Origin of the sequence: Psychrobacter sp. FDAARGOS_221 (genome assembly GCF_002313155.2) — a bacterium.
Classification (GTDB): domain Bacteria; phylum Pseudomonadota; class Gammaproteobacteria; order Pseudomonadales; family Moraxellaceae; genus Psychrobacter.
Window position 1 is genome coordinate 2,504,779 of record NZ_NWFK02000001.1, and the last position, 23,798, is coordinate 2,528,576.

Genomic DNA, 23,798 nt, shown 5'->3' on the forward strand with positions numbered 1-23,798 from the left:
TGGTTTTCTAACTGTATTTAACGCCACTATTTATTAACTATAAAATGTGATAAAAACAGTGCAAACCATTACAAATGGTTTAAGCTGATGTTAATATTATGTGTATTGCTTATGTCTGATTGAGACATGTTGCCAATCAATAAATCTTTATCGATCAATAAACTTAGGATAAGACATGAGCAAGGCTAGGATGGCCAATCAATGACTGTTAATAATGAGTATGACAGGCATGACAGCTGTCAGGAAGCCAGACGTTATCAGTATAATACGCTTGAGTTTAAACCGAGGCATAGTTTTAAACGATTAATATTAACAGCCAGTATCCTGTTGGGTGTTCCGTTATTAGGTTGCCAAACCAACTCATCTGTTAATGGCTTTGATTCTCAAGTAACGTCTCAGACAGCTGGGCAGCCGAATGCAAGCAGTCTGAATAACACAAACATAACGGCAAGCAATCGGTCTAAATCAGGGACTAAAAGCAATCAGCAACAAGCCGCTGAAATTAGAACCCAAATTGCAGCGCAATACCTGCGCGATCGCCAACTTGATGAGGCCAGTCGCCAATTGCAAATGGCCTTCAATGCGGATGCAGACTATGCACCGGCTTATGATATGATGGGCGTGTTGTTGCAGCAAGAAGGCAGCGCTGACAATTTGCTTAACGCTGAGGCTTACTTTTTAAAAGCCATTGCGCTTGATGCTCAGTTTATGCAGGCACATAACAACTATGGCGTTTATTTGTCAAAAGTTGGAAAACCGCAACAGGCGATAGAGCACTTTAAAATCGCGGGCTCAGCGCTAGGTTATTATGGCCGCATTGGTGCGCTAGAGAACTTAGGCTTAACCGCGTTAAAAGTAGGTGATCGCCAGTTGGCAACCGATACTTTTGTTCGAGTGCTTGGCAGTGAGCGTGGTAATATTACCGCTCATATAGAATTGATCGACATATTGATTGACAGTAAACAAGTCGAACAGGCAAAAAACTTGTATAATGAGCTGTTAATATTGTTAAATGATCAGCCTAACCGTCATCCTCGCATCGTCTCGCAAGGTATTCGACTGAGTCAATTAAGTGCGGACAGTTAAGCCTAGATTATGAAATATAGCAGCCAAATGCAGGCATTAAAGCGTGGCTTGCGGTATTTGCTCAGTCTAAGCATATGACACACAGTAAACTGATTGATTTATAATAAAACATAACTTTCTCGACAGCGGCTCGCTGACTCATGACTTAGCCGATTTAGCAGGGATGATATCTGTTGCTAGATCACTAACATGACCCAGCTAATCGTTTGGATTCGTAACCCAGAGGCATCATGGACATAGATAATAAAGAATCGTCAACCCCGAACTTCGACACATCTAATCAAAATTTCGGTTCATTCGGTAATCGACTAAAGCAAGCACGTATCAACAAAAACCTAACCTTAGATGACGTGGCAGGCGAGCTATTTATTTTGCGTCGTCACCTAGAAGCCATTGAAGCTGAAGACTTTAAAGAGCTGCCACAAATGGCGTTTGCGCGTGGTTTTGTCATCAACTATGCCAAGTTTTTGGGTTTAGATCCAGAGCAGGTCGCAGAGAGCTTTAATCGTAACTATCCTGATGAGCTAAAAAGAAAAAGCGTCGATGACATTGAGTCGCCATTGAAGCCAATGGGCACCTTGCAGCGTGAAGGTAGACGTTCTATCCGCATCAATCCATTATTGGTATTGGGTGTGATTGGTCTGATTATCTTAGCGGTATTTTTAATTCGTACCGTGTCTAATGCTCAAGATGCGTCTGCAACCAATGATCAACAAGACAACAGCAGCCTAGCCGATGAATTGTCAGATAGCGAACAATCAGCCGGTGCCGCAATTAATACCACGGGTGCGCTAAGTAATAGTGGTTCAGCGATTGGTGTTGGTGATGATGCCGCACAGTCAGCGACACTAGACTTTTGGATTCAAGGTGATACGCAGCTAAATGTGGTAGACGCTTCAGGCCAAACCTTGATTGCCGGCGAGCAACCTAGAGGCGGCTATAAGTTATCAGGTCAACCACCGTTTAATATTAAGATTAATCCAGCCTCTAGTGCGACCTTAAACTTAAATGGCACACCGGTACAATTAAACGATTATATCGAAAATGGTGCTGCCAACTTTACTTTAGCGCCGTAATCAGCTTAGCGTCATAATCCACTGCTATACTTATTGGCTGGCACAATCTTGTGCTGGCTAATAAACAAGCCGCTAACGAGTTAGTAAGACTCTTAATGGTTAGCCTGTTATGAGTCGACCCCTTTTAAATACATGTATCAGTTAACTGAGAAGCTTTATGTCAACTCCCTCTCCAATTAAACGTCGTGAAACCAAAAAAATATATGTCGGTGATGTGGCTGTCGGTGGTGATGCGCCTATAAGCGTCCAAAGTATGACCAACACAGATACGTGTGATGTGGATGCGACAGTCGCACAGATTGAGCGTTGTGTTGATGCAGGCGCCGATATGATGCGCGTATCGACCCCAACCATGGACACGGTCGCTGCCTTTGCTGAGATTAGAAAACGGGTTGATATCCCGCTGATTGCCGACGTTCACTTTGACTATAAAATTGCATTAGCGGTTGCAGAAGCCGGTGCTGACTGCTTACGTATTAACCCAGGTAATATTGGTAATGATGCCAAGGTGCGTGAAGTGGTTGCCAGTGCCCGTGACCACAATATTCCAATCCGTATTGGGGTAAACGCCGGTTCATTAGAAAAAGAGATTCAGCGTAAGTATAAAGAACCGACTGGGGCGGCAATGGTAGAGTCTGCCATGCGCCATATTGATATCTTAGATCGTTTAAGCTTTGATCAATATAAAGTATCGGTAAAAGCCAGTAATGTGTTTTTGACCTTAGATGCTTATCGTCTATTGTCACAACAAATCGATAACCCACTACATCTAGGGGTGACCGAAGCAGGTGTTTATCGCACAGGTACTGTTAAATCAGCGATCGCATTGGGCGGCTTATTACTAGATGGCATCGGCGATACCATTCGTATTTCGTTAGCCGCAGAGCCAGAAGATGAAATTAAAATTGGCTTTGATATCTTAAAATCATTGGGCATACGTGCCAACGGCATTAACTTTATTGCTTGTCCAAGCTGCTCACGTCAAGAATTTGATGTGATTGGGGTAATGAATGAGCTAGAAGCCCGCTTAGAAGATGTGCGCGTGCCGATGGATGTATCGGTCATTGGCTGTAAGGTCAATGGTCCTGGTGAAGCCAAAGAGAGTGATATCGGTGTGGTTGGTGCCTCTCCAAATTCACTGGTATATTTAGAAGGTCAAAAAAGCCACTTAATTGATACCACTACTTTGGTTGATAATATTGAAAAAATGGTACGTGAGCGTGTGGCGAAAGCAGAAGCACAAGCGGCCAATGAGATATTACGTGTGGATGGCGGTAAATAAGACAGTAGGGCAAAACCGTTTGCATAACTGAATAACAAATTGAAATACTAAAGATTATAAAAACTGGGCGATTATATGATTAAGTCAATCAAAGGGTTTAATGACATCCTGCACGTTGCAACGTCAAGCAGTCAGGCTAGTGGAATTTGGCGCCGTTTAGAAAGCACGCTGCGCAGCGTGTTGGATCAGTTTGGCTACGAAGAAATTCGTCTGCCTATTGTTGAAGAAACGCAGCTGTTTGCCCGTGCCATCGGTGATGCAACTGACATCGTTGAAAAAGAGATGTTTAGCTTTACCGATAAATCAGATCCTCCGACTCCGATTACCCTTCGCCCAGAAGGTACGGCGGGTGCAGTACGTGCAGTGATTGAGCACAACTTATTACGCGGTGATAACCCTAAACTGTGGTACATGGGCCCAATGTTCCGTTATGAGCAGCCACAAAAAGGCCGTTATCGTCAGTTCCATCAATTAGGTGTTGAAGCCTTTGGTAGCGAGCATGTCGATGTCGAAGCCGAGCTGATTGCGATGACCTATATGATGTGGCAGCGCTTGGGTATTGATCATGAATTAACCTTAGAGATTAACAGTCTCGGTGAGCTTGATGAGCGTCATGCTTATCGTGCCGCTTTGGTTGATTTCTTAACTGATAAAAAAGATCAGCTGGATGCCGACAGCCAGCGCCGATTGACAACCAATCCTTTACGTATCTTAGACAGTAAAGACCCAAATACGCAGGCATTATTAACTGATGCGCCACGTCTAGCAGACTTCTTGGGTGAACAAAGCCGTGCAGATTTTGAAAAACTGCAGCGTTATTTAACCGCGCTAGGCATTGAATTTGTCATCAATCCTAAGCTAGTACGTGGATTGGATTACTATAATAAGACAGTATTTGAGTGGGTTACTGACAAGTTAGGCTCACAAGCAACGGTATGTGCGGGTGGTCGCTATGACGGTCTTATCGGTCAGCTAAAGTCTATTGGCCAAGCCAAAAAGTCTGCGGATAATGCAAAACCGGTTAAATCAGATCCAGCAGTAGGGTTTGCAATGGGACTTGAGCGCTTGTTGTTATTAGTGCAAGCCGTTAACCCAATGCCAGAAGAGCCTGCCTGTGATATCTTTGTGGTGGTGCACCCCGATGTGTATGACCAAGGCTTGATTTATGCTCAGTCATTACGCACCGAGCGTCACGATTTGCGCGTTAAGATGGCCAGTGCCAGTAGCTTAAAAGCGCAAATGAAAAAGGCCGATAAGTCGGGCGCAAAACTGACGGTGATTTTGGCACAAGATGAAATTGATACCAATCGCATCAGCGTTAAAGATATGCAAACCGGTGAGCAAAGCAGTCAAGACAGACTGTGGCTACATGACGCGCAAAACTTTAGTGTATAACCGCTTGAGCAGATAGAGCTATTTAAACGTATAAGCATGACAATCACCATCAACGCATTGATGGGCTGCTTTTGAAACTAATTTTTTAATACACGCTCTTTTTTTAATACTCGCTTTTGATAATAGCCAATTAACATATATTAGGTAGATTTATGGCCAAACGTCCCAATCCCGCTACTCCAGAGCAGCATGATCCCAATGCAGACACTCAGTCAATTGAGAAATTAAAGAAGTCTGCTGGTTATATCATTGGCGCCATTTTGATTGCGTTAATCGGCTATTTTGGTTGGAACTATCTACAAAATTCTGGCATGAAGGCAGATACGGTAGCGGCTGATAAATATGCCGCCATTGAAACCGCGAATGATAACTTGCACAGTACGCCAGAAATTGATGCTGAAGCCTCTGCTAAATTAAATAAAGACATTGATGCTTTGGTTGCAGAGCATGGTAAGACGGTCTATGCCTGGCAGGCGCTAATGATCAAAGCACGTAATGCGGTTGATGCTAAAGATAATGACACCGCTTTGGCTGCGCTGAAAAAAGCATTAGAGATTGACCTGCAAGATGCCGGCCTACATTCTATTACTCAGCTGCGCTATGCCACTGTGTTACTGGCTAATGGTAATGTTGATGAAGCATTAACAGAAGCATCAAAAGATGTGCCTGTTGCCTTTGAAGGAACTCAGCAAGAGCTGCTAGGTGATATCTTCTTGGCTCAAAAAGAACAAGAAAAAGCGATACGTGCTTATCAAAATGCATGGAGCATCTTATCTAAGCGCAATGAAAATCGTCCATTTTTATACTTAAAACTGGAAAGCTTAGGTGTTGCGCCTGAGCCGATTGAGCCTGAAGCACAAGTGGTTAATCAAGCTGCGATGCAAGCCAATATGGAAGCTCAGCAAGCGCAAGCGGGTGCTGACTTAGATCAAATGGTTGTTGCGGCAACTGAAGAAGCGCCGGCAGCACAAGACACTCAAGCTACTCAAAATACTGAAGCACAAACTGCTGCTGAAGGTGACGAGGCGACTGAAGCTGCGCAATAAGTTGTCATCAGGCGTTACATGCATATGCGACATAACCTTGTAACGCCTTATGTGCGATTGAGATTGCTTTTAAAATAAATTAGATAACACAGATTAGACTTTTTGTTTACAACCAAATTTGCTATAAATACACAACGAGTTGATTAGCACCTCCGATACCAAATGATGAACGTGCTATGACTTTTAACCTGATTGAGCTGACCAAATTATGTATAACAACACTATCCAACCCTCACGAGCAAAAGCTGTTAACAGTTTGATGCAAGTATCCAAAATTGGTTTATTATGTGCGGCCGTTGCCTTGGTATCTGCTTGCGGTAAAACAATTAAGCCTGAAGTTCATAAGCCCACTAAATTGACTCAAATAGCTGAGTCAGTATCTATCGTTGAGCCTGTGTTCCAGACTTCAATTAACAACCGCTCAAAACTGGCAGAAGTGAATCGCTTCGAAGTCGGTTTTGACGGTCAGCAATTGGTTGTGGCAGGTAGCTCAGGCAATGTTGAAAGCTATAACATTGCTGGACAAAAGCTATGGGAAGCCGACTTAAAAGAAGACATCGTTGGTGGTGTTGCTTTTGATGGTGCCAGTCAGACAGCAGTCGTTACTACTAAGTCTGCACGCGTGATAGCCTTTAATAGCGCAGATGGCTCAATTAAATGGCAAAACAAGATTGATGGTACGGTGTTAGCCCCAGCGTTAATTCATAACAATAGAGTTATCTTGTCGGGCAATGATGGCATTATGTATGGCTTATCATTGCAGACAGGCGACACTATTTGGCAGTTTGCGACTCAGTCACCAAGCATCAGTGTGCGTGGTACTGCTAAGCCGACATTGCTGAATAACCAAACAGCCTTACTTGCCAGTGCTGATGGGCGCTTGCATGGTGTGGACATTGAGTCGGGTATTCCACAGTGGAACCGCCGTGTCGGTGTACCAACCGGTGCCAGTGAAATTCAGCGCATGACAGACATTGATGGCACGCCAACGGTCGATCAAGGTCAACTATTTGCTGTGAGCTACAGTGGTCAGCTATTAGCGGCAGACTTGGCCAGTGGTCAGGTTGGTTTTATTCAAGATGCAGCTAGCAGAAACCGTTTAGCAGTGACCAATGATGCCGTGATTACCACGACCTTAGATGGCGCAGTAAAAGCATTTAGCCGTCAGTCTGGTGATCTGCTTTGGGAAAACAACGATTTGGCATATCGTAAGCTAAGTAACCCTGAGCGTGTGGGCAACTATATCGCAATTGGTGATTTAGAGGGAGTGGTTCACTTCTTATCTCCACAAGATGGTCGTATTGTTAGCCGCACTCAATCAAAAGGTGCTATCAATAAATTAACCTTTGTTAACGGTTATCTATTAACCCAAACACAGTCTGGACAAGTATCGGTTTGGCGTCAACTTCGCTAATATTTGCCACTTAAATCCAAGCTTGTTTCAATAAAAAAGAACCGCTATCACTGATAGTGGTTCTTTTTTTAGGGCTAAATATTAAGCTTTTTCACGTAGATTAGTGATTAAGCTGTCTAATCAACTACCAATACTACTGGCTCAGCATGCTTCATATATAAATTGGTATCTATATCCTCAAACTCTAATGGCTGATAAGGCCAGTGTGCCAAACGATAGCGGCGCCGGCGCAACTCATCTTTATCTAAGCTAGGATCTAAAGGCAGCGGTCTGCTAGCCAGAAAGCTGGCATCATAGAAGTGGCGCTGAGTAAACCATTCAATATAATGCGCTGGGCGTAGCGCCTCTTTATCCAGTGTATCTTGATGTAAGGCCTCCCAGTCACTTCGATTATGCAGACGATGCCAGCGGTGCATAGGGAAGCTGTCATTTAGCCACTCAGGTCGGACAAACGCTCGATCAGTTGCTTGATCACTTGATTGATGAGCGGGCTGAAAAAAGCGACCTTTAAGTACCACATAGCGCTTATCAATCTTAATCTTATGGTAGCCGTCTAAGTCCACCCAGACACTACGAAACGGCTTGCTTTGCATATGTATCAGCTTGCGCTCTAAATTATCACGCGAGTTAATACCCACCCAATTCACATAGTCATAAGGCGCTGAGCCTAAATAAAACTTAATTGCCAGCTCCCAATGCTCGATTTGATCGGTGTCATGATTGCGCAAAATAAAATCTAACTCACCTGTGGTCTGCATACCGTTATACAGCTGCACATTGTGTGCCACCACTTCATAGGGATGTAGCCCAAGTCGGTAGCCATCTTCAAGCCAAAAATGGATCAGCCCTTCAAAGTGGAAACCCAATCGGTACGGGCTAGGTCGGGACATCAAGTAACGGGTTAGATCCTGATAGGCATTAGTATTATCAAGCTGCTGCAAACGCTGCGCATAACGCTGAAACTGACTTTGCCAAAAGCTTGGCTCATGCACAAAAATAGGCGGCGACGCCAAATTAGGCTCGGGCGACTGCCAACGCTTTAGCGCATCGGGACAGGCCAGTGCAAACGCCAAGTCACGTACAAATGGACGTCGATAGGCTTCCCAAGGGGTATCATTATCTGTATTCATAGAAAAACAAATTTGTTAGAGTGGTAGTTGCTGATAAGCGTTAACTGAGTATAACAACTTATAACCCCCAACAATAACCCTTCAAGAACTACGTTAACCAAAAACAATCATTAACCAAGCATAATAATCAGCGACAAGTAACTATCGATGACAAGCTCTAATCAATGAAAAGTAATAATCAACCAAGAAGACCAATATGAAGTCAATCGCATCAAATAATGCTGAACAGCTGTCTGCAACCGGCTTAGTTATAGATACTGAAACCGATCAGGGTCGTGATCCAAGGCCAGTGCAAGTTGCGACCATAGATGTGCTGACCGGGCAAGAGTGGATGTCGTATTTTAATAGTGGGCGTCCAATCTCTGCTTTTGTGACTAAGATTCATGGCATCACCGATGCCGATGTCGCAGGATGTCCTCGATTTCAACTAGAGAAGTTTCAATTAAGCGACTATCTTATTGGGCACAATGTACGTTTTGACTGGGGTGTTATCGGCCGTCCGTCAGTGAAGCTGATATGTACAGTGCGTATGGCACGCGCTGCGTTTCCAGAGTGGCAGGGCTATTCACAGTCTCGATGTATCGAGCAGCTGATTGGGAAGCAACAGGCGGCCAGTATGACCGCATTGGCGCATGATGCACTGGGCGATGCACGTATGTGCTATTTGTTATACCAAGCCTGTTGCGAGCGTTTGAATATTGAACCAACAGATTTTGAGGCAGCGCACCGTATTTCTAATACTGCTAAGCCGCTGGCAAAAATGCCCTTTGGCAAATATAAAGGGCAGCTTATCAGTAGTGTGCCTATTGGCTATATTAAATGGATGCTGGGCAATATAGACAGCTTAACACCAGCGCTTTATTCGGCATTACAGCAGCGCCTGCGTCAGCAAGATGCTGCATTAAAACAAGACGATGTATTAAATGAAAATGAAGTACGAGATGAATAAGCTGTAATGGATTATATAAGCAGTCTTTCTATTCGCAATGTACCTCTATTTGCTATGCGCCTGAATCCAATCGGTAGCCATTTGCCATAGCTCCGGCGCTTTAGCATGGGTTTTACTGCTAAAGAACTTCATATGCCCGATATGCTTTAAGCCAAACTGCTGTGGTGTCATCATGCGTTTTTCGGCCGGCATGGCGGTAAATACAGCCAACATATCATCTACATTTTTAGCATTGGCGATGTCGTCATCTGTGAAGTTTAACCACAGTGATGGTGCCGCAAATTCATCATAATAATGGGTGAATACGGTTTTGCCAAAAGCGGTCTTGATATAGCCTTTGCCATTACACCAATCACGCCATTGTTTGGCCACGCCGCGCGGCAGTGGCTCACCCATATCAAATTTATCAGAAGGGGTGTAGCCCAATAGTAGATTGCCTAAGGTAATCGCGCCATCCATAAATACCATGGCTTGGGCTTTAAATGGCATGTCCATATTCTTAATACGACCAGAAGAGCAGGCCACATTTACTACCGAGCTTAATGCTTGATAGTTTGGCATCAGACCAATGAGCTGTCCGCCGGCACTGTGACCGACTAAATGATAGTTGGCATTGGGGAACTCATCTTGTAGTGCTTCAAGTACCGCCGTAGCATCGTGACGACCCCAACTGATTAACGACGCATCGCATTTGGGCAACGGGCAGGTCAATGAGTCGCCTATACCTTCATTATCATAGGTAATGACCCCAAAGCCTTGGCTGGCCAAATAGCTGGCAAAGCTTTTATAAAACAGACGTTTGATACCGGTTGCGGGGGCAATCATAATGGCGTCTTTTATGTCATCATGGCCTTTGCCGGTAGGGGTGTAGATGCTAGCTGTGAGTGGCTGATTGCGCTCGGTGATAATGGTCAATGTGCTGGTATTGTGAGTCATATAAACTACCCTGTAAATGTGTATGACAAGTCAAAGTGCAACAGTTATGGGCTATCCTAATAAACAGCTAAAATTAAACCGTCTTATTAAAAAGGGCTGCTAAACAGTTTTAGCAAACGGCTGTTTGGTTTTGTTAGGATTAATAGGGGCTGTAAGCGGTTACAGACGCTTGATATCATAAGAGATTTAAACAGTCATTTATAGTAGCAATTAGAAACCCACTGTTCATTATTGTTTGATAATCATCGATTGATAATGGATGGGTTTAGTGTAGGTCGATGTATAACAATAACAGACTAGGTGATAATGATTAATGACCAGCAAATTGATTGAATGCAAATTGCTTGATATATCTTGCGATAGAGTGATTAAAAGGGCAAAAAAAGTTAATAACAAATCAACGTGGTGATAATTAAAAAATACATAGTGATAAATGCCAATCTTTTTGGGTATGTTATTATAATGAGTCTCTATCTATTTATTATAAACACACACTATTTAATCCATACCTATCTTACTTAGGTAACCCATTTACCCTTAAAGGGGGCAGAACTTTATGACACAAGCGGCAAAACCAAGCTATAAAACCATCACCAGTAAAGATGTGGTCAACGTTAGCGATGCAGTGGATAAATCAGATATCACTCAGCCTTTAGTGGCGGTCTACTGCGGATCGCGTACTGGCAACAATCCTGTTTATGAACAAGCAGCCAAAGAGCTGGGTGCTGCACTGGCCAAAAATGATATGGGATTGGTTTATGGCGGTGCCAGTATTGGTTTGATGGGTGCAGTAGCCGATGCTGTGGTGAAAGGCGGTGCACAAGCGGTCGGTGTGATTCCAACCTTCATGCTAGATCACGAAATTGCACACGATGGGCTGACCAGCTTGCATCTGACCGATACCATGCACACCCGTAAGGCCATCATGGCAGAATATGCAGATGCCTTTATCACTCTACCAGGCGGGCTGGGTACGCTTGAAGAGATTATGGAAATTGCCACTTGGCGTCAGTTGTATCAACACGAAAAGCCAATGATTATTTTAAATATCAATGGCTTCTATGATCCGTTAATCGCGCACTTAAAGCACACCACCGAAGAAGGCTTTATGAAGCAACAAGATCTAGACAGATTGGTGGTGTGCAATGACATCGACTCAGCAATCGAGTTGTTAAATAAATACGTGCATATTCATGACCCGATAGCAACCCACAAAATCTAGGGCTGGTAAGGGGTTACTACACCTGCCATTGGCAGTGGGAATGCGCGCTGCTTCGTTAACTGCTCAGCCAGTTGGTCAATAATGGCTTTATCTACCTGTTGTAGATAGTGCCATTGATGCTGATGGCGGGCCTTGTTTTGTGACTCAACAGCACCAATCAATTGTTGCTGCTGCAACTGTCGTACCAAATCATCAGAGGCCTCTAAAGCAGAAGAGGCCTTTACGTTTTCTGCACGCGCGTAATGCTGTTCTGGGTAAAGACTGATATCAGCGACGCGCAACGTATCATTGTCACCAGGAATTTGTTGACCGCCATAGAGTGCATTTTGAGTCGGTTTGGCTGAAGCAAAACGCGGCACAAATTCACTGACCTGTTCTATGGCACGTTGGCTGCGCTGCTGTAAGGTTTTTGGATTCCAACCCTCGTCAATAAAGTCTATATACTTATCTTTCAGCTCAGGCTGAGCATCATCCTTGGTGGCAGCAACCAGACCATCATCAAACAGGGTCACCTTTTTGTTCATGCTATGAATTTGATAGTAGCCATCAGGGTAGGGTGTCAGTTGCACCATGCCCTGCGGCGTACCGCGTGTGCCATGAATAATAATCTCAGGTAATTTGCGGTGATTGCTGTTACTGGTTTGAGTATCCGTGCTTGAGTTTGAGCTTATATCGTTGCCTGAGTTGTCATTACGATCCCAATGGGTAACATAAGAGGCTTTAAACTCAACCATGCGCTCAGCGGAGACACCGACCATATTATCGATCACACCGGTACGAAAACCACAAGCGTTGATTAAATAATCCACTTCTAACAGTTGTGGTTGTGAGGCGCTAGTTGACTCTGTATCAGCTACTGTTTTAGAAGCGTCTGTTTGATTGGTTCGATAGTGCAGCTGCCATTTTTTATGGTTGTCGTTGCTGCTGTCTGTTTGAGTGACATCAACCACTTGGGTGTTTAACAATAAATGAGCATTAGGATAAGACTTAAGTGCCAGCTGCGCCGAAGCCGCTAAGCGGAAGATATTCCAACCATATTCTTGCGCCACGATAAGTGGGAATTTTAATTTATCCAAATCTAATTGCTGTGCAGCCGCTGTCACCCAATCATCCATTTTATCTTTAGGGTTAGCGTGCTCAACCGACTTATTATCACTGTCTGAATTAGACTCAGCGATAAGCGCTTCAAGCTGGTCACGCTGGTACAAACGATAATAGTCTTCTGGCTCACCCAATACCTTATTGGCTGGGTCATCATCGATCATCTGCTGATATTCTTGAGTAAGCAGTTCTAACCGAGGCAATAGGTCTTGTGGGTCACCGTCATCACGGGTAGGAACTGCAAATACCGTAGGGCGTACATCAATACTATAAGGATATAGGCGCAGCATATCGATGGATTGCTTTAATAGCTCAACACAGTCACTGTCTGGAATTTCACGATACAGATTGCCGCCAGCGTGCAAGTGACACATGGGCGGACCATCGATTAAGCTGGCTTTGCTTTCGAGCAAATAAGTGTCTATGCCTAATGCAGCTAGACGAATGGCAATAGTCGATCCGGCAACACCGCCGCCGATAATCCCCACTTTAATAGGTGAGTGAGCGTGGTCGGGTGCGTCAGTCTGTGTTAACTTGGTGTGTACATCAGCATCCATGATTGAGGCCTTAGGGGTTGTATTTATCATTATATTTAACGCAGTTATTATTTGGTTTTTGCACAATAGAGTGAATCGTGTGTTATGTTCTAAAGTTGTGTTTTAACAACAAAAATAATTTAATAAAAATAGGATAAAGCCAGTGCGGCTATGACTAGTTTATGGTGATGATTGCGCTAAGTTGCAAGATTCAAAGTGAGTACGGCTAACAAACCGCTACACTGGCAGAGTATAATAAATATTTAGATGCTAATGAGAAAATAATGACCAAACGCAACAAATCAAAACAACAACACTCAAAAAGATCACGCCGCCAAAAAAGCTTTTCACAACAGCAAAAACAGCAGCTGTTAGTGACGATCGGGTTTTATGTGGTACTGGCTATCTTGGTAATTTCTGGCAGTATTAGCCTATTGGTCGCCGGTTGGTATGTGGCTTTGGGTGTGGTGACTTATGCTGTCTATGCCAAAGACAAAAAGGCAGCGCAGCAAGGGCGCTGGCGTACACCGGAAGCAACTTTGCATCTGCTCAGTGTCCTTGGAGGTTGGGTTGGGGCGATGTTGGCGCAAAATAGATTACGTCATAAAACCCAAAAGCCAGAGTTTCGTATGACCTATTATCTGACCGTTATTATTAATTTGGCAGGATTGTTTTATATCATTACAGGCGGTGATATTTCTCAGCTTTAAATTAGCAGTTTTAAATTCGGCAGTTTTAAATTCGGCAGCTTTAAATTTCTCAGCTTTAATTAATAACCGATTTATATTCGCCATAAAAAATACCGTCTATATTAGCCCAGTGAAACGGGTGATAGACGGTATTTTAGTTTGTTGCAAGTTGGTTTGTCGCTAGGTAGCTATTAACCACTAAGGTTGAACGGCTAATTTGCTTTCTGATACTGGATATTGCGCTTGTTTTCAAAAAACAGCATGTCAATAATGACCAAGGCAACCCCAGTACAAATAGCGATATCTGCCACGTTAAAAATAGGGTAATGCCAGACATCAGCATAATGTACATGGATAAAGTCGATCACTTTACCAATGCGCACGCGGTCAATTAAATTACCAACAGCACCGCCTAAAATCAGCGCTAAGCCCACATTAAGCAGCTTAGCTTGACGAGGCGCGCGGGTTAGATAAACCAGCAAGAATAATGACATTACAAATGACAGACTGGCAAAAAACCACTTCTGCCAGCCGCCTTGATCTGCCAAAAAGCTAAACGCAGCGCCATAGTTATATGCCAATGTCCAGTTCAAATAAGGCTCAATCACAGGTATCGGGTCATGGAAGTTAAGCCGAGTATCTGCCAGCCATTTTGTCCATTGATCGAGACCAATTGCAATTAAAGACAGCACATACCACAACAGCGCTTGTCTGCCGTTGGGTATCAGCTTCGGCCGCTTATTGGGGCTAGGCTCTGGCGTAACATAGGCCGGCTTGGTTGTGCTTGGGTCTGGCTGTCTAGACTCAGGATTTGCGGGGTTAGGCATAGTGGCGAACCTCACCTGAGCCTGCAATGTTGCTTACGCAGCGAGTACAAATGCCAGGGTGTGCTGGGTCAGCATTGACATCTTGACGCACATGCCAGCAGCGAACACATTTCTCGCCTTCAGCAGAGCCGACACTAACACGTAAGTTGTCTAGCTCAGTGGCTTCGCCTTGTTCATCCTCTAACGCTTGCAAGCTAGCGGCACTGGTAATCAACACAAAGCGCAGCTCATCTTCGAGCTTCGCTAAGCTGTTATAAATGTCACCAGCAGCATAAATAGTCACAGCCGCTGATAAGTTGGCATTGATAATCTTTTGCTCACGTGCGTGCTCGATGACCTTGTTAATCGCATCTTTGGCTTCCAAAATCAGGGTCCAATCGGCTTCGCTGATTTTGTCCATTTTGAACTCAGGCAGTACATACCAATCTTGAGTAAACACATAAGCGTTATCGCCTGTGGCACGCTCTTTTAATAACGCTTCCCATGCCTCTTGAGCGGTGAAGCTTAAGATAGGCGCAATCCAGCGCAGTAGGGCATGTGCGATATGATACATGGCTGTCTGTGCTGAGCGACGTGGCTCACCGTCTGCCTTAGTGGTGTACTGACGGTCTTTAATGATGTCTAAGTAGAAACCGCCTAGATCCTGCGAGCAGAATGCAGTGACTTGCTGTGTAACTTGGTGGAAGTCCATCGCATCATACGCACTGATGATCGCTTGTTGTATCGTATGCGCTCTGTGCATGATGTACTTATCTAAGCTCACTAGCTCATCCATTGGCAGCGCATCGCTTTCTGGATTAAAGTCATCGGTGTTGGCCAATAAGAAGCGAATGGTGTTACGAATACGGCGGTACATGTCGGTTGCGCCTTTAAAGGCTTGTTTACCGGCATTCATCTCGTAACGATAATCACTGGCAGCAATCCACATACGCAGCATATCGGCGCCAGTTTTGTTAATTTCATCTTGTGGGTTAATGATATTGCCCAAAGACTTACTCATCTTACGGCCATTTTCATCAACCACGAAGCCGTGGGTCAACACTTGCTTGTAAGGTGCGCGACCATACATGGCTTCTGACGTTAATAGTGAGGTCTGGAACCAACCACGATGCTGATCCGAGCCTTCAAGGTACATGTCAGCTGGATTGGTTAAGCTGTCATCTTGCTCAAGTACCGCAAAGTGAGTGGTCCCTGAGTCAAACCAAACATCTAGAGTATCGGTTGACTTCACGTAAGATTCGGCATCATCACCGATAAATTGAGCAGCATCGGCTTCAAACCATGCCTCAACGCCGCCTTTTTCGATCAATTGAGCGATATCTTCCATCAGCTCAAGGGTATTTGGGTGTAGCTCGTCGGTATCTTTATGAATAAAGAAAGGAATCGGCACGCCCCAAGTACGCTGACGTGAGATACACCAGTCAGGACGACCGGCAACCATCGCTTCAATACGGTTTTGGCCCCAAGCTGGCGTCCAAGTCACATTTGGAATATCATGCATGGTTTGCTGACGTAAAGTGTTATGACGACCTTCTACCTGATGGTCCATACGAATAAACCACTGAGGCGTCGCACGGAAGATAATAGGGCTCTTATGGCGCCAGCAATGCGGATAGCTGTGCTCCATTTTGTAATGCTTTAACAGATGGCCGGTCTCATTTAGAGCGGCGATAATTTTTGGTTGTGCTTTATAGATGTGCTCACCAACAAATACTTCTGCGGTATCCAAATAAACACCGTTACCGGCCACTGGGTTAAACACAGGCAGGTCGTAACGCAGGCTTACCACATAGTCATCGGCACCATGGGCTGGGGCTGTGTGAACTAAGCCAGTACCACTTTCGGTGGTCACATGGTCACCTAGAATGATAGGCACTTGGCGATCAGCAATCAGTGGGTGCTGAGCTTTGATTAGCTCTAATTTGTCACCAGTTAAGGTATTAACCAAACCTTCATTTTCTAAGCCCAAAGCGTTTAGTGCGTCTTCAACTAGGTCGCTGGCAAGTAGTAGGTTGCCTTTACTGGTTTTGACAACGCTGTATTCATAATCAGCACTCACCGCAATCGCTTGGTTGGCTGGCAATGTCCAAGGGGTTGTGGTCCAGATAACCGCTGATGTTTTGTCAGCTGCATCACTTGTGCTGCCTTCAGGCAATACTTGTGAAGGATCGACTAGGTCAAAGGCCACATAGATAGCATCTGAGGTCTTGTCTTCGTATTCGACTTCTGCTTCTGCCAATGAAGAGCCACAATCTAGACACCAGTTGACCGGCTTCATACCACGGGTCACATAACCGTTGGCATAGATTTTTGACAAGGCACGAACGATGTTGGCTTCTTGATGGAAGTTCATGGTCAGATAAGGGTTGTCCCAATCACCGAATACGCCCAAACGTTTAAAGTCTGCCATTTGCATGTCAATCTGACTGCGTGCATATTCACGGCACAGACCACGAAATTCAGTCGCAGAAACTTTTTGACCGACTTTACCGACTTTGGCTTCTACTTTTTGCTCAATTGGCAAACCATGACAGTCCCAACCTGGTACGTAAGGTGCATCGTAGCCTGATAAGGTTTTTGACTTAACAATAATGTCTTTTAGTACCTTGTTTACCGCATGGCCTAAGTGAATTTGACCGTTTGCATACGGAGGGCCATCGTGCAAAATATATTTTTCACGGCCCGCTTTTGCTTGGCGAATCTTGCCATACACATCATCCGCTTCCCACGCCTTTAACCACTCAGGCTCACGCTTAGCTAAATTGCCTCGCATTGGAAATGCGGTATCTGCAAGGTTGAGGGTATCTTTATAGTCAGGGTAATCTGGAGTTGTCTTAGTAGAATCAGTCATAGAAGCCGTCTTATCAAAAGTTAGTCAGTTAAATTAATGGGTTGAATTAGGGTAAAAAGTTCAATACTTACAGTCTATTGTTAGGTTAGCGTAACGCTTGTCGCAAGTTATTATAAAATAAAAACGCAAGCAATTATAAGATAAAAGCTACGTTAAGGGTAATCAGCGTTATTGGTGCTTAAAGCTAGCATAAATTTATTCAGCTGAGCCTGTATCCGTATCTTTATTTGAGTCTGTAGGCTCTTCAATATGTAACCAGCGCCCCATAACCTCAGCCAGCTCATCGACACCTTCTTTTTTCAATGCCGAAAACAGTTGGATACTAAAGGGTAGGTCCAGTTTTTCTAACTCACGTTTGGTCTTTAGCAAAATATTTTTGGCTGGTCCGTATTTGAATTTATCCGCTTTGGTCAATAGCACGTGAACCGGTAGCTCACCATCTTTTGCCCATAATAGCATCTGCTCGTCAAAGAACTTTAACGGATGGCGACTGTCCATTAATAGCACCAAGCCCGATAGACTTTCACGCGACACCAAGTATTCTTCTAACTCAGTTTGCCAAACCAGTTTCATTTTTTCTGGCACTGCCGCATAGCCATAACCAGGTAAATCGACCAAACGGGTCTGTTCATTACCAATGGTAAAAAAGTTGATCATTTGCGTGCGCCCTGGTGTCTTCGACGAGCGTGCCAGTTGACGTTGATTGGTCAATACATTAATAGCAGAAGACTTACCGGCATTAGAACGTCCAGCAAAGGCCACTTCATATCCCACGTCTGGCGGGCACAGTTTAAAGGTCGGAGCAGACATCAAAAACTCAGTTTGCTCTAAGCGTTTTCTAGCAGACAGATGCGATAAATCTGTAGCTGACTCTGGCGCAACATACTCTGGTGCTTTGGCTTTTTTCTTCGATTTTGGTGCGGTACTCATAGGGTGTCTCAGGATGTTAACTTAATTAAGAGTCCCATTATAACGACTCTTAGCTATTATTGATAATTATTGGTAATAAAGTCGGCTACTGCTTAGATAAACTGGCTTTCTAGCAATAAAAAGTGCGCTATTTCTCAGATTTAAGTGCGCTATTAAAGGTGCTATGTAGTGATTGAGATTTGTAATTAACATGCTAAACAATGCAGCCGCCGGGTAAGCACACGTAAAAAATAGTAACCGATACTAGGCTTTTTTCAAATAATTATTTAAAATAGACACTATTAATTAATATTTAAATAATATATCCATATGTTTAGTAATATTTAATTTATTTAAATATAAACTTTGGGTGATAATAACGGATATTAATTAGCTACTAGTGACTCACAACAGTGACTCATAAATAGCGACTAAATTAATATTAATAATGACTTACGCTGTACTGATGTTGATTAGCTTATGACATTAATTGTTGCCTAACAGATTAATTACAGCAATATCTTTTAATGTTAATTGTATTGAAATTTGAGCAAATAGCATCATAATAATAGTTAGTGAATGAGTGTTAACTGAGTTTTTGTGCGTTCTTGTGCGCTTGTACTGAAATATAAGAGATATAAGAAGTGTAGCAAGAGAGCACGAGTGAAGTGACATAGCCAGCTGCTTAGTTAACGATTAAACCCATTATTAAATAAATTCAACTGATTACTATAGTTAAAGATAAATAATCACCTTGGTTGATGTTGCTAGATAGCCTAAACAACGGGCCTAATCGCAACACATCAAAGGCAAGGAGAATACAAATGACACTGAAGCAAGCAATAGCACCGCTATTTTTCGGACTACTGGTCAGTAGTGCCCCTGTGCTAGCGACTGCAAATGTCGCGCAGCAATATGAAGACAGTTGTGCCGCTTGTCATGCTACAGGTGCCTTAAACGCCCCAAAAACAGGCGATAGCGCAACGTGGAAAAAATTAACCGCTCAAAAAGGCATGCCAGCATTGGTCGACTCTGTCAAAGAGGGTATGTCACAAATGCCAGCGGGTGGACTGTGCAGCAGCTGTAGTGATGCTGACTACAAAGCGTTAATCGAATATATGTCTAAGTAGCGGTTATATCTAAATAGTGGTTTATAAGCTAAATTTATTTGAAAAAATATAAACCCTTAAGTCATTAGTAACAAAAAGCCTTGATTAAATCAGGGCTTTTTTGCTGTGTAAGTGACTGATAGCAATATATTTACACAGGCTTTGACTAATATGTCACTCATGGCTAGCTATTTTTACAAAACTATTGATATAATAATGGCATTAAATATTCTCAGTGAGTAGTTATAGCTTACCGCTTAGTGTTATATTATTCTTAACAATTGTTATTTTTAATTATCAATGTTAACAATTGCCACATAATAGGCACTTATTGAAGTTATAAGTACTTAGCTACCGCCTGAAAGACTTAGTAGGATTAGACTACAATGAAAAAATTGCTCGTTGCCACCAGCCTATGTATTGCCAGTCTCAGCGCCCATGCAGTTATTACTGTGCCAAAATATGATGTTGAGGCAGGACAAAAGATAGTTGAAAATAACTGTGCTGCCTGTCATGGCGCTACAGGGGTGAGTGTTATTCCAACACAGCCTAACCTAGCCGGTCAAAACATCCGTTATTTATTCAAACAGTTGAGAGACTTTAAAACAGGATATCGTGTCAACGGTATCATGCAAGGTCAGATTGCTACCTTATCAGAGCAAGACTTAGCGAACGTTGCTGGTTACTACTCTCAACAAAAGCCATGGGGCGCCTTCGCAGGTAACCCAGCGACCACAGACGCAGCGACCAAGCTATTCTTAGGTGGTGATAAAACACGTGGCGTTATCTCATGTGCAGGCTGTCATGATCCAAAAGGTGCTGGTAACGCCTATGCCGCGTTCCCTCGTATCGGTGGTCAACACGCTGAGTACATTGGCCTACAACTTAAGATGTTCCGTGCTGCTGGTCGTGAAGACGATGTTGGTAAAGACCAAATGCGTGTGAACGATGCTCAAAAAGCAGGCGATAAAGGCATGATGCAGATTGTTGCTTCAAAACTTTCTGATAAAGACATCAAAATGTTATCGCAGTACGTGAGTGCACTTCACTAAGCCGACTGACACTATTATTGAGTCAGATCATCGCTTATATGTATCGCATATAATGAAAACCCCGTTCATCGGGGTTTTTTGCTATGAGAGCTTGTTGAAATGGTCACAACACCCCATTAATAATCACGACCAACAATCACTATCAACAATCAAATACGAATACAGTCGTAAAACAGTTGGCTGAATGAGAGCCATAACCTATGCGTTTTATTGTTTACAGACTTTATTTGATTTCATGCTCAATTTGATTTCATGCTCAATTTGATTTAATGCTCTAAAATCGGTTAGATTGTCATCATAAAAACATTAACCCATGGATATTCGCATGCAAAATCGTTCTGCTTCTTTGTTTATTGCTGCACTATTGCCTTTACTGCTGTTTAGATGGTTTTTACCCACGCCAAGTGGTCAGATAGACTTTTGGTTGATGTGGTTGGCTGCCATGTTGGTGGTGGGTTTGCCACTGCTGTATGCTGAGATTGGACTGGCGCATCGCAGTCAAAAGACCCCAGCACGAGGCATCCAGGAATTAACCAGGCAAGCCGACACCAGTACTATTTGGCGTAGCTTTGTGTGGTTGACGGTTGTTTTATCATTAGTTATTGCCAGCTTAAGCATCGATGCGGTCAGCGAAAACTTACTTGATGCCATCAGCAGACTGGGCATGGATCTTCAAGTGCCGTCTTTTGCCTTGGCAGCAGTGATGATGGTGATTGCGGGCTTATTGAGCTTACTAGGTGGTAGTACCTTAATTATCTCTTTGGTACTGATTGCGATTGCCTTTGTGATGGGCGCGGTATCGCAAGCCTCTTCACTAGCACTGGTAATGACAGAGCCAAGTTTGGGTGAGTGGGCAAGAGCCGTCACCTTAGCCTTGGTGAGTGTTGGTGTCGGTACTGGCTTATATTGGTTTAACAATCCGCTGGTCAGTCCTGATCCGAATCACAGTGCTGAGGTGGGACGTAATACCCGTGAGATAGCAACCAAAACAGTATTACCGATTTGGCTAACTCAGCTTTTCATTGGTAGTGTGGCGTTAATCTTTAGCACTGGTGCGCTTACACCGGTAGCTACCTTAGTTTATGCTATTGGTGTTCTGGTGGCCGCTGCCTTCTTTATGCATTACGCCAGCACCCAAATTGCGACCCGTTTCCAACGTTTTGGTATTTGGATTGCCACGTTGATAACCATTATTATTGGCGTATTGATGGTGTTATTGGCAACGCCAAGCGTGTTGTCGGTGTTATTGGTAGTACTGAGCGTGATAAGCGCATTGATACTGGCTATTTTCTCAGGGTGGCAGATGAAGATCAGTCACATGCGTAAATCGTTAAACTTTAAGTCAGAAGCCATTTATAACGTGTGGCGTGTTGCTATTCGTATCTTAGCGCCGCTATTGATTATTGTGGCCGTTGTTGGTTGGTTGTCATCATGAGTCATCTTGATAGTATGCAGCAAGCCAGTCATAGCAATAGCTCGCAGCAGCAAAGCAGTGGTGAAACGCTACCAATCAGCTTGGCCTACGCACCAAGTGCAAATGAGCAGCTTTATCTAGAGATGCAAGTTGCTCCAGGCACACAGTTGTATCAAGCACTGCAGCAGTCAGGCTGGCTTGAGCAATATCCTGAGCTGCAGCAGTGGTGTGCAGCGCAACGCGATGCCACAGAGATAAACAACAAGCAGTGGTTTGTGGGTGTGTTTTCACAAAAGAAGCTACTTAGCTATCCATTGCAAGCGCATGATAGAATTGAGGTATATAGACCGCTAACCATCGACCCGATGCGTAAGCGCAAGCGCAGAGCCAATAAGCAGTAAGTTTATCGGGCATAAACCAACAAGGCGTATTGACTGCTGCCATACGCCTTGTTATTTAAGAGAGTAGATTCTTTAAGCTGCTTAAGATATTAAGCTAAGAGCGACACACAGTAGCGAGGTGTCATTTGATAGATGTCACTGACGCTACAATGCGTAATAAAGCTACTGGTTTTTAACCGGAAGCGTTTCAACCCCTTCAACGCGTGTCACAATATCTGATTCGTCAAAGTAGATAATCAGGTGCTGGCTGGCATTGTGAATGATTTCTTTGCCTTCACGCTTTCCATAAGTTCCTGGTGTATAATCATAGATATAGTCCCAGCGATTTGGTGCAAGCGTATCACGTACCGCAGGGCTACCAATTAAATAAATCACTTGGTTCTTATTCATTCCAGGCTGAATTTGCTGAGCTTGCTGCTGAGTGATGGGCGTGCCCTGTGGTAAATCAATGGTATAAACACCAAAAATTGAACAAGCAGAAAGTGACAGCGTGGCTGTTATGGCGATAGGGTAAAGTAAGGTTTTTAATGGTTTCATAATTTCACGTTTCAATAATCTATTAATATCGCTAAAAAAGTGATTATAGCGAAAGAAGACAGTGACTGGGCTTATCAAGGCTCTGATAAGAAAAATATAAAATGACACTGATTAGGTTTTAATGATTTTGATAGATATTTTAAAGATTCTGATGGATAAATGATACGTCAATTACTTGCAATTGCCTACCACTTACGAGATTATTTAACTAAATTTTGCAATTAAGCTCAATACGCTATTTTTTAGGCCATAAATCAATCATTTAATTCATTACTATACTCATTACAGCAACCGCTTATAGCGAAAAACACATAAAACCAATTATAACGTCTAAGGATCGCAATGAAAATTACCAATCAAGATTTACGTAAAGCTGGATTAAAAATTACCTTACCGAGGGTAAAAATCCTTGAGCTTTTAGAAAATGCAGAAGATCATCACATGAGCGCCGAAGAAGTGTATAAAGCACTGATTGAGCAGGGTGAAGATGTGGGTTTGGCCACGGTTTATCGAGTACTAACTCAGTTTGAGCAAGCCGGCATTGTTGAACGTCACAACTTTGAGAATAATCTATCTGTGTTTGAGATTACCCAAGAAGAGCATCACGACCATATGGTTTGTGATATTTGCGGTAAAATCATTGAGTTTCATAACGAAATCATCGAAGAGCAACAAGAAAAAGTGGCCAAAGAATATGGCTTTACCTTGTCTGGACACTCTCTAGTGTTGTACGGTCTATGTGATAACGAAGAGTGTCATGATGCAGCCAAATAGTCCAAGTAGGGGCTCACTAGGCGTTTAGCCTTGTATTAGAATGCTATCCGTTTTAAACAACT

At 43.5% G+C, this 23,798-nt stretch carries 21 protein-coding genes; 14 read left to right on the forward strand and 7 right to left on the reverse strand.

Annotation, left to right across the window (positions count from 1 at the left end; translation table 11 throughout):
• Window positions 1–201: 201 nt before the first annotated feature.
• The 6 genes from A6J60_RS10525 (at window position 202) to bamB (ending at window position 7,299) form a co-directional block, all read left to right on the forward strand.
• Window positions 202–1,086 (forward strand): tetratricopeptide repeat protein, encoded by an 885-nt coding sequence (locus A6J60_RS10525; protein ID WP_193778054.1) that lies wholly within the window; start codon window positions 202–204, stop codon window positions 1,084–1,086.
• Between the two features lie 230 nt (window positions 1,087–1,316).
• The gene (locus tag A6J60_RS10530) at window positions 1,317–2,162 is read left to right on the forward strand and encodes a RodZ domain-containing protein (RefSeq protein WP_096065949.1); all 846 of its coding nucleotides are present in this window, start codon (window positions 1,317–1,319) and stop codon (window positions 2,160–2,162) included.
• A 157-nt stretch (window positions 2,163–2,319) separates the two neighbouring features.
• Window positions 2,320–3,444, forward strand: coding sequence for a flavodoxin-dependent (E)-4-hydroxy-3-methylbut-2-enyl-diphosphate synthase (ispG, locus tag A6J60_RS10535; protein ID WP_096065950.1), 1,125 nt, complete (start codon window positions 2,320–2,322; stop codon window positions 3,442–3,444).
• A 75-nt stretch (window positions 3,445–3,519) separates the two neighbouring features.
• Window positions 3,520–4,839, forward strand: a complete 1,320-nt coding sequence (hisS, locus tag A6J60_RS10540; protein ID WP_096065951.1) for a histidine--tRNA ligase — start codon at window positions 3,520–3,522, stop codon at window positions 4,837–4,839.
• Between the two features lie 152 nt (window positions 4,840–4,991).
• A complete protein-coding gene (locus A6J60_RS10545) occupies window positions 4,992–5,885 on the forward strand; it encodes a YfgM family protein (protein ID WP_096065952.1) in 894 nt (297 codons plus the stop codon).
• Window positions 5,886–6,144: 259 nt separating this feature from the next.
• Entirely contained in the window at window positions 6,145–7,299 is a 1,155-nt protein-coding gene (gene bamB / locus A6J60_RS10550) for an outer membrane protein assembly factor BamB (protein WP_227526126.1), read from the forward strand.
• 116 nt (window positions 7,300–7,415) lie between these two features.
• Here bamB and A6J60_RS10555 read toward each other — a convergent pair whose 3' ends face one another.
• Window positions 7,416–8,429 (reverse strand): DUF1853 family protein, encoded by a 1,014-nt coding sequence (locus A6J60_RS10555; protein ID WP_096065954.1) that lies wholly within the window; start codon window positions 8,427–8,429, stop codon window positions 7,416–7,418.
• 196 nt (window positions 8,430–8,625) lie between these two features.
• On the opposite strand from A6J60_RS10555, the gene A6J60_RS10560 reads away from it, so the two are divergent.
• The gene (locus tag A6J60_RS10560) at window positions 8,626–9,378 is read left to right on the forward strand and encodes a putative quorum-sensing-regulated virulence factor (protein ID WP_096065955.1); all 753 of its coding nucleotides are present in this window, start codon (window positions 8,626–8,628) and stop codon (window positions 9,376–9,378) included.
• A 45-nt stretch (window positions 9,379–9,423) separates the two neighbouring features.
• On the opposite strand, the gene A6J60_RS10565 is transcribed toward A6J60_RS10560, so the two are convergent.
• Window positions 9,424–10,314, reverse strand: a complete 891-nt coding sequence (locus tag A6J60_RS10565; RefSeq protein WP_096065956.1) for an alpha/beta fold hydrolase — start codon at window positions 10,312–10,314, stop codon at window positions 9,424–9,426.
• Between the two features lie 556 nt (window positions 10,315–10,870).
• On the opposite strand from A6J60_RS10565, the gene A6J60_RS10570 reads away from it, so the two are divergent.
• Entirely contained in the window at window positions 10,871–11,536 is a 666-nt protein-coding gene (locus A6J60_RS10570; protein ID WP_096065957.1) for a TIGR00730 family Rossman fold protein, read from the forward strand.
• Here A6J60_RS10570 and A6J60_RS10575 read toward each other — a convergent pair.
• Window positions 11,533–13,224 carry an FAD-dependent oxidoreductase gene (locus tag A6J60_RS10575; protein WP_096065958.1) on the reverse strand — a complete coding sequence of 564 codons (1,692 nt, stop codon included), beginning with the start codon at window positions 13,222–13,224 and terminating at the stop codon, window positions 11,533–11,535. The two genes, A6J60_RS10570 and A6J60_RS10575, sit on opposite strands and share 4 nt — an antisense overlap.
• A 233-nt stretch (window positions 13,225–13,457) precedes the next feature.
• On the opposite strand from A6J60_RS10575, the gene A6J60_RS10580 reads away from it, so the two are divergent.
• Window positions 13,458–13,883, forward strand: coding sequence for a DUF1294 domain-containing protein (locus A6J60_RS10580; RefSeq protein WP_096065959.1), 426 nt, complete (start codon window positions 13,458–13,460; stop codon window positions 13,881–13,883).
• A gap of 191 nt (window positions 13,884–14,074) precedes the next feature.
• On the opposite strand, the gene lspA is transcribed toward A6J60_RS10580, so the two are convergent.
• From lspA to yihA, 3 genes are all read right to left on the reverse strand, one after another.
• Window positions 14,075–14,689 (reverse strand): signal peptidase II, encoded by a 615-nt coding sequence (lspA, locus tag A6J60_RS10585; RefSeq protein WP_096065960.1) that lies wholly within the window; start codon window positions 14,687–14,689, stop codon window positions 14,075–14,077.
• Window positions 14,682–17,540 (reverse strand): isoleucine--tRNA ligase, encoded by a 2,859-nt coding sequence (gene ileS, locus A6J60_RS10590; protein WP_096065961.1) that lies wholly within the window; start codon window positions 17,538–17,540, stop codon window positions 14,682–14,684. Before ileS ends, lspA begins: the two co-directional genes overlap by 8 nt.
• 195 nt (window positions 17,541–17,735) lie before the next feature.
• The gene (gene yihA, locus A6J60_RS10595; protein ID WP_096065962.1) at window positions 17,736–18,470 is read right to left on the reverse strand and encodes a ribosome biogenesis GTP-binding protein YihA/YsxC; all 735 of its coding nucleotides are present in this window, start codon (window positions 18,468–18,470) and stop codon (window positions 17,736–17,738) included.
• A gap of 803 nt (window positions 18,471–19,273) precedes the next feature.
• Between yihA and A6J60_RS10600 the strand changes: the two genes are divergently transcribed.
• The 4 genes from A6J60_RS10600 to A6J60_RS10615 all read left to right on the forward strand — a co-directional run bounded on the left by A6J60_RS10600 (window position 19,274) and on the right by A6J60_RS10615 (window position 22,425).
• A complete protein-coding gene (locus A6J60_RS10600) occupies window positions 19,274–19,579 on the forward strand; it encodes a c-type cytochrome (protein WP_096065963.1) in 306 nt (101 codons plus the stop codon).
• Between the two features lie 365 nt (window positions 19,580–19,944).
• Entirely contained in the window at window positions 19,945–20,610 is a 666-nt protein-coding gene (locus A6J60_RS10605) for a c-type cytochrome (RefSeq protein WP_096065964.1), read from the forward strand.
• 325 nt (window positions 20,611–20,935) lie between these two features.
• Window positions 20,936–22,045, forward strand: coding sequence for a hypothetical protein (locus A6J60_RS10610; protein WP_227526127.1), 1,110 nt, complete (start codon window positions 20,936–20,938; stop codon window positions 22,043–22,045).
• Window positions 22,042–22,425 (forward strand): RnfH family protein, encoded by a 384-nt coding sequence (locus tag A6J60_RS10615; protein WP_227526128.1) that lies wholly within the window; start codon window positions 22,042–22,044, stop codon window positions 22,423–22,425. The genes A6J60_RS10610 and A6J60_RS10615 overlap by 4 nt, the downstream gene beginning before the upstream one ends.
• A 162-nt stretch (window positions 22,426–22,587) precedes the next feature.
• On the opposite strand, the gene A6J60_RS10620 is transcribed toward A6J60_RS10615, so the two are convergent.
• Window positions 22,588–22,962 (reverse strand): outer membrane protein assembly factor BamE, encoded by a 375-nt coding sequence (locus A6J60_RS10620; RefSeq protein ID WP_096065966.1) that lies wholly within the window; start codon window positions 22,960–22,962, stop codon window positions 22,588–22,590.
• A 342-nt stretch (window positions 22,963–23,304) separates the two neighbouring features.
• Between A6J60_RS10620 and fur the strand changes: the two genes are divergently transcribed.
• Window positions 23,305–23,736: a ferric iron uptake transcriptional regulator gene (fur, locus tag A6J60_RS10625; RefSeq protein WP_096065967.1), complete on the forward strand. Its 432-nt coding sequence runs from the start codon at window positions 23,305–23,307 to the stop codon at window positions 23,734–23,736.
• Window positions 23,737–23,798: the final 62 nt, after the last annotated feature.

Bases quoted from the DNA above. Each gene is read 5' to 3' on its own strand.
- A6J60_RS10525 (WP_193778054.1), top strand. From the start codon at position 202: ATGACTGTTAATAATGAGTATGACAGGCATGACAGCTGTCAGGAAGCC.
- A6J60_RS10530 (WP_096065949.1), top strand. From the start codon at position 1,317: ATGGACATAGATAATAAAGAATCGTCAACCCCGAACTTCGACACATCT.
- ispG (WP_096065950.1), top strand. From the start codon at position 2,320: ATGTCAACTCCCTCTCCAATTAAACGTCGTGAAACCAAAAAAATATAT.
- hisS (WP_096065951.1), top strand. From the start codon at position 3,520: ATGATTAAGTCAATCAAAGGGTTTAATGACATCCTGCACGTTGCAACG.
- A6J60_RS10545 (WP_096065952.1), top strand. From the start codon at position 4,992: ATGGCCAAACGTCCCAATCCCGCTACTCCAGAGCAGCATGATCCCAAT.
- bamB (WP_227526126.1), top strand. From the start codon at position 6,145: ATGCAAGTATCCAAAATTGGTTTATTATGTGCGGCCGTTGCCTTGGTA.
- A6J60_RS10555 (WP_096065954.1), bottom strand. From the start codon at position 8,429: ATGAATACAGATAATGATACCCCTTGGGAAGCCTATCGACGTCCATTT.
- A6J60_RS10560 (WP_096065955.1), top strand. From the start codon at position 8,626: ATGAAGTCAATCGCATCAAATAATGCTGAACAGCTGTCTGCAACCGGC.
- A6J60_RS10565 (WP_096065956.1), bottom strand. From the start codon at position 10,314: ATGACTCACAATACCAGCACATTGACCATTATCACCGAGCGCAATCAG.
- A6J60_RS10570 (WP_096065957.1), top strand. From the start codon at position 10,871: ATGACACAAGCGGCAAAACCAAGCTATAAAACCATCACCAGTAAAGAT.
- A6J60_RS10575 (WP_096065958.1), bottom strand. From the start codon at position 13,224: ATGATAAATACAACCCCTAAGGCCTCAATCATGGATGCTGATGTACAC.
- A6J60_RS10580 (WP_096065959.1), top strand. From the start codon at position 13,458: ATGACCAAACGCAACAAATCAAAACAACAACACTCAAAAAGATCACGC.
- lspA (WP_096065960.1), bottom strand. From the start codon at position 14,689: ATGCCTAACCCCGCAAATCCTGAGTCTAGACAGCCAGACCCAAGCACA.
- ileS (WP_096065961.1), bottom strand. From the start codon at position 17,540: ATGACTGATTCTACTAAGACAACTCCAGATTACCCTGACTATAAAGAT.
- yihA (WP_096065962.1), bottom strand. From the start codon at position 18,470: ATGAGTACCGCACCAAAATCGAAGAAAAAAGCCAAAGCACCAGAGTAT.
- A6J60_RS10600 (WP_096065963.1), top strand. From the start codon at position 19,274: ATGACACTGAAGCAAGCAATAGCACCGCTATTTTTCGGACTACTGGTC.
- A6J60_RS10605 (WP_096065964.1), top strand. From the start codon at position 19,945: ATGAAAAAATTGCTCGTTGCCACCAGCCTATGTATTGCCAGTCTCAGC.
- A6J60_RS10610 (WP_227526127.1), top strand. From the start codon at position 20,936: ATGCAAAATCGTTCTGCTTCTTTGTTTATTGCTGCACTATTGCCTTTA.
- A6J60_RS10615 (WP_227526128.1), top strand. From the start codon at position 22,042: ATGAGTCATCTTGATAGTATGCAGCAAGCCAGTCATAGCAATAGCTCG.
- A6J60_RS10620 (WP_096065966.1), bottom strand. From the start codon at position 22,962: ATGAAACCATTAAAAACCTTACTTTACCCTATCGCCATAACAGCCACG.
- fur (WP_096065967.1), top strand. From the start codon at position 23,305: ATGAAAATTACCAATCAAGATTTACGTAAAGCTGGATTAAAAATTACC.